General features: G+C 44.5%; 15 protein-coding genes. 8 read left to right on the top strand and 7 right to left on the bottom strand.

The window, feature by feature from the left end:
• Nucleotides 1–49 precede the first annotated feature (49 nt).
• The 4 genes from VI25_RS05815 to VI25_RS05800 all read right to left on the bottom strand — a co-directional run bounded on the left by VI25_RS05815 (nt 50) and on the right by VI25_RS05800 (nt 4,821).
• The gene (locus tag VI25_RS05815; protein WP_052695145.1) at nt 50–1,549 is read right to left on the bottom strand and encodes a T9SS type A sorting domain-containing protein; all 1,500 of its coding nucleotides are present in this window, start codon (nt 1,547–1,549) and stop codon (nt 50–52) included.
• Nucleotides 1,550–1,614: 65 nt separating this feature from the next.
• Nucleotides 1,615–2,799 (bottom strand): hypothetical protein, encoded by a 1,185-nt coding sequence (locus VI25_RS05810; RefSeq protein ID WP_152981509.1) that lies wholly within the window; start codon nt 2,797–2,799, stop codon nt 1,615–1,617.
• 395 nt (nt 2,800–3,194) lie between these two features.
• A complete protein-coding gene (locus tag VI25_RS05805; protein ID WP_045688173.1) occupies nt 3,195–3,671 on the bottom strand; it encodes a nucleoside deaminase in 477 nt (158 codons plus the stop codon).
• Nucleotides 3,672–4,527: 856 nt separating this feature from the next.
• Nucleotides 4,528–4,821, bottom strand: coding sequence for a hypothetical protein (locus VI25_RS05800; protein WP_045688172.1), 294 nt, complete (start codon nt 4,819–4,821; stop codon nt 4,528–4,530).
• Between the two features lie 275 nt (nt 4,822–5,096).
• Here VI25_RS05800 and VI25_RS28835 point away from each other — a divergent pair, with 275 nt between their 5' ends.
• From VI25_RS28835 to VI25_RS05765, 6 genes are all read left to right on the top strand, one after another.
• The gene (locus VI25_RS28835; protein ID WP_045688171.1) at nt 5,097–5,345 is read left to right on the top strand and encodes a replication initiation protein; all 249 of its coding nucleotides are present in this window, start codon (nt 5,097–5,099) and stop codon (nt 5,343–5,345) included.
• Between the two features lie 5 nt (nt 5,346–5,350).
• Nucleotides 5,351–5,590 (top strand): hypothetical protein, encoded by a 240-nt coding sequence (locus tag VI25_RS05790; protein ID WP_045688170.1) that lies wholly within the window; start codon nt 5,351–5,353, stop codon nt 5,588–5,590.
• Between the two features lie 78 nt (nt 5,591–5,668).
• Entirely contained in the window at nt 5,669–5,995 is a 327-nt protein-coding gene (locus VI25_RS05785; protein ID WP_045688169.1) for a hypothetical protein, read from the top strand.
• 294 nt (nt 5,996–6,289) lie between these two features.
• A complete protein-coding gene (locus VI25_RS05780; RefSeq protein WP_045688168.1) occupies nt 6,290–6,601 on the top strand; it encodes a hypothetical protein in 312 nt (103 codons plus the stop codon).
• 124 nt (nt 6,602–6,725) lie between these two features.
• A complete protein-coding gene (locus tag VI25_RS05775; RefSeq protein ID WP_152981508.1) occupies nt 6,726–7,124 on the top strand; it encodes a hypothetical protein in 399 nt (132 codons plus the stop codon).
• Between the two features lie 553 nt (nt 7,125–7,677).
• Entirely contained in the window at nt 7,678–8,208 is a 531-nt protein-coding gene (locus VI25_RS05765; RefSeq protein ID WP_045688165.1) for a hypothetical protein, read from the top strand.
• Nucleotides 8,209–8,575: 367 nt separating this feature from the next.
• Here VI25_RS05765 and VI25_RS05760 read toward each other — a convergent pair whose 3' ends face one another.
• From VI25_RS05760 to VI25_RS24610, 3 genes are all read right to left on the bottom strand, one after another.
• Nucleotides 8,576–10,990 carry a P-loop NTPase fold protein gene (locus VI25_RS05760; RefSeq protein ID WP_072144757.1) on the bottom strand — a complete coding sequence of 805 codons (2,415 nt, stop codon included), beginning with the start codon at nt 10,988–10,990 and terminating at the stop codon, nt 8,576–8,578.
• A gap of 101 nt (nt 10,991–11,091) precedes the next feature.
• Nucleotides 11,092–11,325 (bottom strand): hypothetical protein, encoded by a 234-nt coding sequence (locus VI25_RS25040; RefSeq protein WP_045688162.1) that lies wholly within the window; start codon nt 11,323–11,325, stop codon nt 11,092–11,094.
• 35 nt (nt 11,326–11,360) lie between these two features.
• Nucleotides 11,361–11,777, bottom strand: coding sequence for a hypothetical protein (locus VI25_RS24610; protein ID WP_152981507.1), 417 nt, complete (start codon nt 11,775–11,777; stop codon nt 11,361–11,363).
• 701 nt (nt 11,778–12,478) lie between these two features.
• Between VI25_RS24610 and VI25_RS05735 the strand changes: the two genes are divergently transcribed.
• Nucleotides 12,479–12,988 (top strand): hypothetical protein, encoded by a 510-nt coding sequence (locus VI25_RS05735; RefSeq protein WP_152981506.1) that lies wholly within the window; start codon nt 12,479–12,481, stop codon nt 12,986–12,988.
• A 121-nt stretch (nt 12,989–13,109) separates the two neighbouring features.
• Nucleotides 13,110–13,637, top strand: coding sequence for a hypothetical protein (locus VI25_RS05730; protein WP_045688158.1), 528 nt, complete (start codon nt 13,110–13,112; stop codon nt 13,635–13,637).
• The last annotated feature ends 455 nt before the right edge of the window (nt 13,638–14,092 follow it).

Below are 14,092 nucleotides of genomic sequence, written 5' to 3'. Positions count from 1 at the left end.
CAGATCGAATCCAGCCCCTGTTGCTTTCCAGGTAGCACAGAGCGAGTAACTACCGGCTAACGACTACCTTTTCGCTGGTGGTCAACATGTGCCCAGCCTCGTCGACCAACACCGCGTAGTAGATGCCTGGTGGCAAGGTGCTGATGTTCAAGGTAGTAGAATGCTGAAAGGCCTGTTGCAGAACCGTCTGGCCCAAGTTATTGAGTAGCCGCACGCGCACTTTTTGGGCAGGGTTAGCCCAGGATATAGTAAGATAGTCCTGGGCGGGAACGGGCGCTATGTGCAAGCGCGTGTCTGCCAGCATGGGCTCCACCGCTACTACGCTACTATAGGTGATGGTGCCATCTTGATCTTCCTGCTGCAAACGGTAGTACAGTTGCGTGGCCGGTGCAGCCCCATCAAGAAAGGAATAGTCGGTGGCAGTAGTGGTAGTGCCGCGGCCAGTTATGGCGTCTAGTGTGCGGAAGCTTTCTGCTCCTACCTGCCGCTGCACATGAAAGTGGGAGTTGCTGTGCTCAGAGGCCGTGCGCCACGTGAGTTGAACGTTGCCAGTTGGCTGCCGTTGGGCCACAAACCGAGTTAGGGTAACGGGCAAAGGCTGGCTAGCACCGGTTACTACTGAAAACGTAGAGGCTTGGCTTAGGGTAACACTGAGTTGGTGGCTAGTTGTGTTGTAGGCAAATTGCTCGACGCCTTCGCCCTCCACCGTGCGCGGGGGCTGCGCTAGCGTAAGTAGCAGCGTGGTAGGTTTGCTGGCGTAGCCCTGGTAGCGAGCCAGTCCCGTCTTTTCCCAGCTAATAGTGGCCCGGCGGCTGGCCTGCACTACGGTAGCTGCACCATAGAGGAGGGTAGTACCTTCCTGCAAAAAGAGCTGCGCGAAACCACCAGTCGCATCTACTGAATAAAAATTAACCAAGCCATCAGCTTGGACGGACTCTGGTAGGGCCGAGGTAGTGGAAGTAAGCACCGTATCAGCTTGTGCAAACGCCACATCCGTAAACCCTAATTGAGTAACCAAGCCGGCTGTGGTGGCCGTGCTGGTTGTGCTAATACGTGGCGCTGTAGTGGTATAGGGGTAAAGAGCAGCCAAAAATTGAGTGGTGTTGGCTCCACTTTTTCGTGCCAGCAAGGTAGTATGACTTTCAGGAGTCTCGTAGGTCAGCTCATGGCTGCCTGTGGCGGTATCGTAGGTAGTGGCGTTTCCCGTAGCCGTGACGTGCGCCTGCAAGTGCACCCCATTCTTTAGCCATGTTCCTTCTCCTGCAGCTAGGTTTCCGCTGAAAGTACCCGTGGCAGCCGTGCCGTTTTCCAGACCGTAGCCGTGAAGCTGCCAGGTATACGTGTGCTCACTGGGCGCCGTTATAGCGTCGGTCAGCAGAAAATACGTGTTCCGAACAAACAGCGTCTTACGGATGATAGTAGCTTGCCGGTACGTGGTTTGCACTTCGCCATATGCAAGCTGGGGCGTTTGAAAAGTGTTCTGGATGGACGCTGGGGCATCGTTGGCCGCACCGGTAGTGCCAATGAGCGGACCCGCACCGTCTACCAAGAGCAAGTTGTGGTTGGTGGCATTACCTACCTCGTTGCGTCGGTTATAGCTCAGGTAGCCAGCATCTAGGCTAGTAACTGGCCGTAAGCATGCAGAATGAAGCTGCTGGCATCGCCTTGGTTATGTCCCCCAGAATTTTCTAGTGCCGCACCATTCTTACCATAAACATGCAGGTACGTGGCCAGAGTATCAGCCCCCGAGCGAAAAATCAGGTTTCCGCTTTGGGGTAAGGCTGTAAGAGCTGGTGCCGCCGAAGCCGTAGGCACAACATTGGCGGCCAGGTAGGCTGCCCGCATGTCCACGGTCACGTCGCGCAATTGGGCGGTGAGTGTGGTCAGCTGAGAGGTAGACAGATGGCTGAGGGCTAGCGGACGAACGTAACGAGGGTTCCCCGTCAAAGCTAACTCCGGCATTCCCATGTCTATGTAGGAGTCTTCCAACGCCGGAAACCGACCATCAGGCATCAGAATGGCGGTTATCCACTCATACAGCCGGTTATAGCGAGCGTCGTAGTACGGGTTTGGAATGCTGCGCGTAGTGTTTCCGTACGTATAGGGTAAGGAGCCGGCAGGTAGAAAGTTGCCCATGGCCCGGAAAAACGGTAGGCAGTTCAGGAAGGCATACTTAAAGTAATAGGGGCCCTCCGCGTATCCAGCCACCGTAGTAGGGTCCGACTGCCGTTTGGCATCCTCCCACAGCACGTTATCGATGTGATACATACCTGCGTTGATCCAGTTACTGGGCTGTCGGTTGGGGTCGGTACTTACGACATCGTTGAGCACTATAGCCGCCATACCTAACGCCGCTGCCGTCATCAGCGTGTGGTTGTTCTTGACGTTGGCATAGAACCCAACACCCAAAAACGGTCGGTTCGACTGAGCATATAGGTTGCCCGCGAATTCCTGCAGCCGCCCCGTAGCAGCTCCTAGAGTAGTTACGGGTACTCCAGCCCCCCTGAGCAAGTCGTAGGCAATCAAGTAATCTAACAGTTCTTTTGAGCGCCACTGCCATTGGGTGTAAGTAGCACCCGAAAAGCTTGCAAAGGCCTCTACGGCAGTATTGCACGTCTCTAGCGCCGTTTGAGCATGCTGAAGTAGTGCAGTTTGCTCCGCTTCGGAGAGGGGCGTTACTGATCCTACACCTTCAGGTTTGCGGTTCAGTAGCAACACAAAAGCTGCATTTTTTGCAAAAGTGGCGCGGGCTCGTCGCTCATCAGACGTTGCATTACCAGCAGGCAGCGTACCACTCACGCTTGCAAACAGCCCGCTATACAACGTGTAAGCACTACCCGTAGCAACTAGGGAAGCCCTTACTGCTGCAAGATCAGTCTGCCGTAGTAATGTGCGAGGGTAGGAGGTATTTGCTCCACTTGGATTCCAGTCACCAGATTGTGCAAAGCAGTTGGCGCTTGTGAACCACACAAGTGCTAACAAAAGTAAACGTAGCTGCCGCAAAACTTAATATTAGAATTATACTAAAAATTACCCTCTGCTCTTTCTGATACGGTTCAACTGGTAAATTGTAACAAAGAGTTTCATCGTACGCAGATAAATGATTTTTAGTTAAAAAAAACAAAACTCGATGCTACTTAGGTGTAGCATCGAGTTTTATTAAATTGATTATATGATATTTTATTAATTATTCTTTAGTACTTGGTGCGAGCTGTATGCTGCTCCCACGCTTTGAATCCTGCTGCAGATTCGTCTCGGAGAAGTTCAATCATCGGAATCTGTCGTTCTGCTAGTGGCTTTTCCAGCTCTTTGTAGATGAACTCATCATCAAAGCCTATTGCTGCTGCATCTTGCTTGGTGTTACCATAGAAAACACGCCGGGGGCGGGCCCAATAGATGGCACCTAAGCACATGGGGCACGGTTCGCAGCTGGTATACAGGTCGCAGTCTTCTAGTTGGAAAGTGCCAAGCGTGGCACACGCTTTCCGGATGGCGTCGACTTCGGCGTGGCAGGTCGGGTCGTTGGTGCTGGTAACTTGATTGAAGCCCCGCGCAATTATTTCCCCGTTTCTAACCACTACGGCGCCAAAAGGACCACCATGGCCAGCTTGCATTTTGTCAATAGAAAGGCGAATAGCTTCGCGCATGAAATCAGGGTTAGGAGCATCCATATCGGGTAAGAAGGTAGAGTGAAGCTAAGTGGCCCAATCGGGGCAGTGCAGATTGGGCAAATACTCCGCAAAGTACGACCTCGATCCAGGGACTCAGAAATCAGGCTGAAAAAATCCTTGTCACGGACTCGTATTCTGCTACAACTGTAGCTATGTATTCGGCCTAATTACCAACCAAACAAGTTCTTGACGCCAGAAAGCAGGCAATACAGCAAAACATAAATACTGTTACGGCACAGATAACCTGATCTGTAGCTTTGATTAAAATAGGGAATAGCTTATATTGTCTTATACACTACGGGAGTGGGTGGCATTTTGAGGTAACAACAGATTTTTTTTATCTGCCCTGCAACCTTTAGGTGCCTACCCCGCCTCTTAGTAGTGTAGACACTTTGAACTGTTCAATTGGAACGGCTTTGGTCCTAAGGGCCAGCTTTTTGGCCCAATAGTTGCAAGGCCTAGTTCTGAAAGAATAGTTTTTTAGGTGTTTTGGTTGTGGAAAAGGGGGCGGCTCGTGGTCGCCCTTTTTTTATGCCCTTTTTCAAGTAATAGGGGCTGTTTATGAACTCTAGGGGCATTTGTCTACTATTGGCCTGTACCACTATTGCCGTCAGCTCTGTACCACTATCATCGAAGTAGGGTACAGAGTTTAGGGGGTAGGGTACAGAGATTTGGTTGATTCTAGTAGTGCAAGTAGAAAAAAATAGCCCTCCTAGAATCGACGTTCGCCGGTACCGGCTTATGATTCCCTTCTGAGCAGACGTTCGTGGCCTGGACATATCTCAATCAGACTTTTTTCAATGCGCTACGATTGGGATATGTCTTAGTGCGCGTCGTTGTCATGCAAGGGTGGGGGTTAATGTAATGCTAACTCCCAATCCTCATAAGGCGGGGCTACCTCAAATGATTCATCGCAATAAGAGCGGAGGTAATCGGTGGCTCGCTTTTCTGCGTATTTCCCATTCAACACTAGGCCATTCTCGTCTATTTCAATGACGTTAGCATAGATGGCGTATACCTGCTCGAATACACTAGGCTCTTCCCCATACAATTCATGGTAGTTTATGCCCGGCAGCATGTAGTGGCTGCCACTAGTCATAAAGTAGGTAAACGTGCGTAGCGCACCACTGAAGGAAGTGCTTAGTTTCATAGAATAGTGATTTGCTATAAGCTAACTATTTCTGTGTGACCTAGAGGGGCCTTAAAATGCGAAAACCCGGCCGCTGGGGGTGGGTCGCATCTGTATCATGTTTGCCTAGGCTAATCCAAGAAGTTATCTACTAAGCAAAACATAATCTGGGCTTAGCAGAATTAGTAGTTTTACGAGCGACTACGCTAACTGACATTTAAGAACCCTAACTCACCATAAGCACTATTTGTACCTGAGATCCTGGGAATCGCTGGACCGCAAGGAAATTAGTATCTATGAGATACGCCAGCTCCTATTTGAATCGGAAGACGTACCCCATGTATAAAGATTTCAAGCGGTATGTGCTCCAGGCCTGTCTTAAGGAACTCAAGCAAAACGGTGGCTGGGATATTGGCCTAGAGGAAAAGAAAACCAGTCGGAAGGTAATATCGGTGGTATTCACTATACCCCGTACTGAGGTGAAGCCTAAGGCAGTCAAAAAGGTCGAAAACCAGCTTCTAAGCCACCTAAGAGAACAACAGTAGTTCCTTTGTCCGATCAGCATCAGAAGGTCATGACGAGGCTCCAGAAGCTTTTGCTGAAGCCTAATCAGATACAGGATGTGCTGGATTTCATCGGTACGGACGAAGCTCTATTCAAGCGCGTCATGCTGGCTACTGCGGCTACGCTCAGAGACTATGAGGCTAAGAACTTCGGACATGTGGCCCAGGATAAGCTAGCTGCGGCCGCCGTTACCATCCTCAAGGCTGAACTAGGCCTGTGGAAATAACCAAAAATAGCTCAGCCTTATGTGGTAACCTTTCGTATAGTCGTCGCTGAATGTGTCCATCCACTTTAATCATCGAAAATGGCTAACCTTCAAGACTTCTTCACCCCGTTTGGCCCTGGAACATACAATTACAATGTGCCTCCTCACATAGCCTGTGCAGAAAAAATAGACTTAATAGCTCAGTTCAAGAGCTATCATCCTCAGCAAGCAATTGAAAATAGATTTTTGCTTGCCATATGCTCAAATCCGAGTCCGAGTGGTGCCCCTCAGGTAGAAATCGCCTTGAACGAGATAGATGACAATGGCAATGTCGTGCATAAGATTGCACAAATGACAATATACTTCCAACCTGAAGACCCTTGTTTCGATGCTTGCTGCCTTGAGGCGCAAAGGCAGCAAGCCTAGATGAACTAAGGCTTATTGATAACCCTGGCTTCCTAATGGAGGTCAGGGTTTTGTCATACTATTAACTTAATTGTGGTTCGCTGGAAGCTCTTTGAACTTAACCTTGCTAAAGTCATACGGTGGGAGGTATTCATCAAGAGCGTATCTATTATGGCTGCGATAACATATTCATGGTCATTGACTAAAAACTTTGGATAGGTTCCCCAGGACAATCTTGCTGCGGCCACCGTTAGCATTCTCAAGGCTGAACCAGGCCTGTGGAAATAGAATCTTCTCTACTAACTCTCCCAATATATGCCCAACCTCACAGACGATAGGTACAAGACTCCACGTGATTTTGTGTACAATGTGCCAGCAGATGATTCCCCAGCAGACAAGCTGTACTTGTTGAATCAGTTCAAGAAAACTTACACTCCACATATCACTCAACAGGGTTCCTTACAAAATCAGCGTGTAAGTAGGAGTGGTAAAGATTCCTATTTGGAAATCACTGTCTTCTATCATGACCCAGTAACTAAACAAGATATGTTACAAGGTGAAATCAAGATTCGCTTCACGGATGACGATCATAACTTCGACTATATGGCTCAACGTTTAGCAATCTAAAGTTTCTGTGATTATGAAAGCACTATTCCTATCCCTGATTTTAGCTAGTTCTGCGGCCACTGACTACGTTCAAACTATAGCCTCGGTATCAATTACCAGCATTGTAGGAGCTACAGCAGAGCCTATGAAGGGCACTAATACTATCGTGATTCAGACCACTGATAGCGCCAATGTGGCCTTGAAGGAAATTGCCCGATCAATGGTGCTGGCTGGGTACTCAGTAAAGAGCCTGGACAATGACCTAGGCTACATGGTAATAGAGCATAATATTGTCGGTGGCGGTATCACAACCAATAACACGGCGTTCGTTTTCAAGGCCGTGGCTTCACCTGCAGTAGCTGGTACCTTGCTCACCTTGACTGGTGATGCAGAAATCGTCTACAACAACGTGAATCGCATGACTGAGCACATGTTCTGGGCCAAGAGCAACCTGACCTGGGGTAAGCAGTGCTTTACCGTGGCAGAGGAAATTGCCAAGGGGTACCAAGGTGCTCAGATAGGGTACAAAACGATTAAGCGGTAGCCAGATGACAGAACTTCTAGTCGGCTTGGCGCTGGCAATTGTGTCAGCTTTGGGCTGGATGGCTTATACACACCCTAGGGGGTTCCGGAAAGTCGCAAAATGGATTAGCATAAGTGGCACCATACTCTTGACGATAGTGGCAATAGCTAACTTGTCATCGTCTATGACTAGCACTGTAACGATACTAAATTTACGTGAGGCGAACCTTGACTCCCAGGCTCATGATAAGGTGATTAAAGTCTTAGAAAAGTCTCTGGACGAAACGACAGCACCAATATTCTTGCTCTGCGGCATACATGCAGCACTTTGCTCTTACTTGATGTTTCTGGTGTATCTACCAAGGATTCTGGAGCACAAGCAAGACGAGTAGCAGTAAGCAGCTTTTGAATGTTAACTCTGGCTTCTACCTGAAGTCAGGGTTTTTTTATGTCCGAATAGAATGTGGAAAACTTCTGAAACCTTGTTAATTGCTTCCGCCATAGGCCTAGGTAACTTGGTTCTCCATCTTAACAAGGATACTTATGCCTGGATTTATTAAGCTCTCCACCGGAACATGCTCAACCTGTCTCAGCTTGCACAGGCTAAAACAAGCAACATGCCTGATGAGGCTAATGATGCGGACAGCTATGATGCCTACGATGCCGGTGTAAGGCTAAAGCACTGGAAGGAACTACATGGAGCTGATACCGTGGCTATCATTGCTCTGACTCTCTTAGATGGTTCAAAGATCAACTGTGTTTTCACATCGGTTAAGGACCGTGGTGACCACTTCCGAGAGCTTGAAGACATGTTGAGCACAGAGACGATACCCGTGTTTCCTAATCTTGCCCTGAATGTTCATAACATCCAGGTGGTGCATTTTAGCTGGCAGAAAGACGACTGGGGTGGATATAAGCTAGTCGCCAGCATCAAGGTAGCCGGTGCCGAACCTTACTTGATAGATGTGACCAGCGAAACGCTGAAGCAAGCAGAAGACTTGGCTTTTTGGTTCAAGATGACCCTACCTGAGAAACCTAAGACAGCCGGTGAAATGGCTAGAGAAGCATATGGTACTCGGCCTAACCCTGAGGATTATTCACAATAGAAACACCTTATAGAAACCGGTGCCCATAGATAACCCTGGCTTCCCGATGGATTTCAGTTTTTTTAAGTCTTGTGAAAAAGACTAAAAACTATCTCAGCCTTTGTTATTATTAAACTTTAAGCTTAAGCAAGCAGGTACTTCATATTTGTAGATAAGCTAGACAAGCAAGCGTCAGCAGGCAGAAGTGTTTAAGGATAAGATTAGTCTGTAGAGTTTTCGTCTTTGGTTGAGTATGGAATACTCTTAATTGGGATTGTATTAAAAAGAAATTCAACCGGTTTGAATTCGTTTTTAGCAAATGCGTCGTAAAACTGTAGAAACTCTGGCAGGAATTTCCTCTTAGTGCTTTTGCTGTTTTTTATGTTGGTTATAAGGCTATCAAAGCTCCATAAAATCTCCCTGCATATGTTCCTATTAAATATTTATTGTAATCGCTGCTCCAATGATAGACTACGTCTATTATAAAGTCATCAAGGGCAATATTTATACAATAATTTTTATAAATATTGACAGCTTCTAATGGATAATCTGTCTGCTTGCCATTTTTGTAATTAATACAATTTCTGTAAAGCCAACCTGCTGTTTCTAAATCTCTTGGCTCAGAACAATATTTTTCTAAATATCCAATTAGAAATTCATTAATATCATCTGGACTAATTGGTAGCGTTGGTTTTCTTTCTTTGATTGTGTGTAAAACAAATGATTCAAATAAGTACGGAAAACTGGCTTTATCAAATAATGAGAAAATGAATTTATTGTACTCAATGTTTAATGTGTTGTTTTTATATAATTTATTAGTGATGGAATTTTCATAATTATCTAATAAGTTTACCAGCTTGTCTCTATTGAAATCTATTATTTTAACATCTCTAAAAATATCTGATTCTTTTGAAATTTTTTCTTTGGATGCCATGTGAAATATTCCTCTAATTGTCTTTTCGTAATCTTCCTTATTATCAAAGTCGCTGATTTCTGAGAATCTATTTTTTAATTCTTCAACTAGATTGTTTTCTATCCAAGTGTCTATTTGTGTGTTAAATTCTTTTTGTGTTTTTGCCCTAGCATTGTCAAATTCTATTTCAGATAGACTCCCATTGAGTAAGCTGTAAGCAAAGTAACGGTCAAATTTACTAGGGCGTGTTATTGACAGTCTAGTTTTTTTGTCAAAACTAAAATTGGAATCTAAGAATATTGCTCTTACTAATTCCATTGCTTTGCTTATTGATTGAGCGTCTATGGATAACAACTCACTGTTGTTGGATAAATATTTTTCCAATATAAACTCATCATTATTCCTGTTGACTGTTGCTAATGTGTATTTCTGGTTGTCAAAACCTTTAGTAGTTAAAAATGTAAATCTCTGTTTGTAAAGTAACTGATAAATGTCAGGGAAATTTAAGCGTAATATCTCTAATAGAATAAATTCGTATAAATCTACTTCTTTCAAAAGTAGATTGAGGTTAATGATTAATGAGTTTGCTAAACGGGTAACATCTCTCATGTTTGTTAGCCATGATTGAATCAATATAGGTTCTCTGACAAGTGATTTTCCATAAATTCCATCTCGGAAATATGTTTCCTCCCCTGGGAAAGCTAAATTTAAGAGATTGATTAACTTGTTTATTAGTGCGTCGCCTTTGTAATAAGGTAAGTTGACTTCTATTTGAAATATTTTATTTAAAAATAAATCCTTGTTATGTATATTATGTTTTTCAATTGCCTTTGTTATATAAGTTCTATCATATGCAACAATAAAATATGTATTATTGAAATTAGCGGTATTTCTAATTAATCTAATAACCTCTATGACTTCATCTTTATCGAGTCTATCCATATCGTCGATAACGATTATTAACTTCTTGTTAATAGTAGATAATGACTTGTTTATATTATTATGAATGCTATTAATTGATTCGTTGTTAGATGCATTTTTGATCAAGTTATTTGCGATTTTTGTAAATGAATTTTCATGAAGATTTACAAGTTTGTTAGAATATTTGCTGAGTAAATACGGCAAAGAACTGTGATAAGGGGTTAGCGATTCTTGAACTGTATCAAAGAAGTCTCGTATTAAATCCTTTGGTGTTGTGCTGTTCCAAGGTGAAAAGTTTATTATAATGTTATTCGTTTTATCTATATTATGCGATATTAAATTTATAAACGAGGTTTTTCCTGTGCCCCACGGTCCATTTATTCCTATAGCAAATGAAGTTTTGAACTTATTTTGATTGATGGCTGATGATAATACATTGGCGTATTCTCCGTATCCTAATTCGTCACCAGATGAAGTGGCTAATGGTTCGTCGTTGCTGAGTATTAAAGGTCTTGTACTAGGGGTGTTTTGTGTGGAAGTATTGATGTTTTTAAAAAAAATGTTAATAAGAATTGCGAGAAAATAGAATGCTGCTATAGATGGCAGTATATCAAAATACCTTATTTTATTATAGAGTGCAAATGGGGTGAAGTTCCATGTTGCAGAATAAATTCTATAATATATATATGTCAATAAAAAAGCTATACTTGGTATTGTTGCTAAATAATAATCAGGTTTTTTAACAACATTTAGCCTATGAATGTATAAGCATAATAATAAAAATAATAAAATAAATAAAATGTCGTTTAATGGTGTTGATTTTGCCTTTGACAAGAACGGAATAACTATAATATTTGTTATGATTGTTTCAAAATTAATTTTAATTAAATCGATAAATATTGTAGCTAATATAATGGTTATTAGTATGAATATAATTTTTGGATAAAATAATTTATTAATTAATTTCATTGTTTTTGAATTTGCTTAAATTGATTGTGAGAATAAAATAAGGCCTTCGTTCAATTATGAAACAAGGCCTTATGATGTATAGGGTTTGACTTTAAAGGCTGTTAAGCATTGGGGTTCTTGCGAGGGCGACCAGGACGCTTACCACCCTCTGGGCGTTCGACACGTGGTTTACGCTCTTTCTTATCAGGCTTATAACCAGACTCCAGTAGAGTGGAAACTTCATACAGTAGGAACGTGACCTGTGTCATGTTCTTACGGACCTGCTGAAGTATAGCATCATTAATTTCGGCGTTGTTAATGATGACCTGGAGCTTGTCGAAATCTGTAGATGCCACTGTAGGGTTGGCTGAGATTAGAGAAGAGCGTAAACCTAACCTGATTTCTTGGCTTGTAGCGAATCGAGCATAGCACGGTTATAGGCAATAACATCCGTGGCCCTGCGGATGCCATCCTCGAACTTATATTCAGCTTGAGCAGGTGTCATTCCTTCAATTTCTATGTCTTCATCTTCTATGCCTTCATCGTATGCTGACGGCACGTCGGCGGTGAAACTTTTAAACACATCTTCGAACGAAGATTCTAGGGCTGGAATAATTCGCATCCGCAATAGATTGGCCGCATCATGTGCTTGCCGTTGCGTTAAATGCGAAGGCATCCCTTCATAATAAGGGAGTAGTTCACGGGCTTCTCGGAGTAGTGCGTGGCCCTGCTCATCTAGTTGAGCTACTCGGTCCTGATAACGTAGGCAAACGTCGCTGAAGGTTTCTGACGATGGGAGAGAGGTCATGTTACTTAGGCCCTGGGTTGGTTAAAAGAGGGATGTCCTAAAAAGTAGCAGGGTGCAACCAATAATCCAAACTCCAATTCGGAGGCAGTGGTCGTTTCATAATTATGGATACAGTCAATTACTAAACGTAGTAGGGTCAGGCTGGTACCTAATTACAGTTAACTCTGACCAGAGCTTACTTACAGGCGTGGTTTTACTATTTCTTACCCTCTGTCTCTATGCAGTAGCTAGTGGTTTCAAGGATGGCGTCTGGTGGTCCCTCACGGGTACTCATGCCTTCCACTGGAATGAGTACCTAATCTTTGTCGAGGAATTCGCTACAGTGCTCCTGGTAGCCTTTACAGCCGTTGAGTTAACCTTCCCTCAAATAGAGCTAACTGTGGCGGCGTTTGCGCTCGCCTTTAGCTTTTGCCACAACAAATCATACTACTATTCTCGTGCTCTGGTAGCCGGTGAAGAATGAGATTTTACCTATTCCAGCACTACCAGCAGCTCCAAGCTGGAGTTTGGTTTCAAGGCCAGGACAATCATGTTGGCCTTGGGAGTAGGGGTGCTGGTCGCCGGTATGCGCTGGCTGTAGTGCAGGCTGTGGAAAACTTCTAAAGGCTTGTTGATTACTTCAGTCCTAGGCCTTGGTAACTTGGTTTTTCACTCTAGTCCTGATACCTATGAAAAGGTACATCACTCTCCCCAACGGGAATATGCTGGCCCTGTCGCAGATTGTGTACACTGAATTCACTGATGCGCCCCAGGAGGGTACTTTTGGCTACAGTACGCTGTTGGGGCACTGGCATGAGCGACATGGCAAGGATGCAGTGGCTAATCTCACCATACATCTCTTGGATGGCACAAAGGTCAATGTCCCCTTTGACACTGTTGAAAAGCGCCATGAAACATTCACAACTCTACATGGCGAATTAGGCAGGGGCTTAGATGTGATATTCCCGAACCTAGCCTTGGAGACCTCGAAACTAGAAGCGGTCTTCTTTAGCTGGCAGAAGGGCGAATGGATGAGCCATAAGCTGTTAGCCAGTATCAAAATAGAGGGCGCTGAACCCTACATTATAGGGGTTACCAGCGATTTGATGGAGCAAGCAGAAGCATTAGCTTCACTTGTTGGAGTCACTATACCTCCAGCTCCTAAGTCAGCCGCTGATTATGCAGCAGAGTTAGACGCTCTGCCGGGCCGCGGAAAGCAGCCCTGGCAATAGCCTACAGAAATCGTTGACCATAGATAACCCTGGCTTCACGATAGAGGTCAGGGTTTTTCATGTCCCAAAATTGCTTGTATGGCATATCTTTACAGCCTTTTCTTCACCGCTATCCATTTCTATGCTTAAACGAGTACTCTCTATTACTGCCGTGCTGTTAACGCTTGCTACGGTAACATCTTACGCTCAAGCGGCTCTAACCCTGGATAACCTGCTGGCAATGCAGCAAGGAGGCCCAGGTGCCATCAACAGAATATTGTTGCCCCGTGAATGGGTGTTTAAGGGACATGACGAAGACATCACCTCTCGGTGCGAATTTCAATCGGTGACCTGGGCCTACGCTCTGTCTAATCAGAGCGACAGAGCAGTAGCATTTGTAAACCTTGTCAAGGATAAGAATTGTGAGTATGCTATAGGATACCAAACTGCGCGTCTGGAGACCTATAAGGGTATCATGGCGACAATATCGCGCTATGGTATGGTGCAGACGGACTCGGATGTCGAAACCTCAGATGACGGTGAATCTTCCGTGGTAGAATACTACACTGGCAAAAACTATATAGTTAAGGTTTCCATTTCCTCTGGTGAGAATGATTTGGGACAACTTCATAACTCCTACGTATTTGTTGTCCTCAGAAAATCGGAGTAAATAACTCCGCCCAGCTTTATTCACGCCCTGACTTCCCTACGGAGGTCAGGGTTTTTTATGTCTGTGCTTATCCTATGTGCAATGATTCTTATTCTGTATAAAAAACTGGTTATCATGCATTTATATTCAAAAGCATACTATATTGGAATGGGAAGGGCGTACAGACGTGAGGGTGATGGTTCTACAGGAAAGTATGTCCGTATAAGAATGATACTACAGAACTACTATAGGAGAGTATACAAAGAAGAAATAGAGAATATTAAACGTTAGAACTGTGTTGAGTGCGGCGGGCAAAATGCGTGACCCCGTTACGATTTGTTTTCTCAGGGTAGAAATCGCTGGTATGTTTGGTTCAGGTGGCCTAGAAACCGATTCAGAAACCAGCTAGGCCACTATGTAGAATTGTCCTGCCAGCAGACATTAACGGCTGGCCGGAGTCGGTAGGTTTTGAGCAT

It is taken from the genome of Hymenobacter sp. AT01-02, assembly GCF_000961955.2.
Taxonomy (GTDB): Bacteria; Bacteroidota; Bacteroidia; order Cytophagales; family Hymenobacteraceae; genus Hymenobacter; species Hymenobacter mucosus.
Note: the sequence above shows the minus strand (reverse complement) of the source record. Positions and strands in the feature narration are given on the sequence as shown.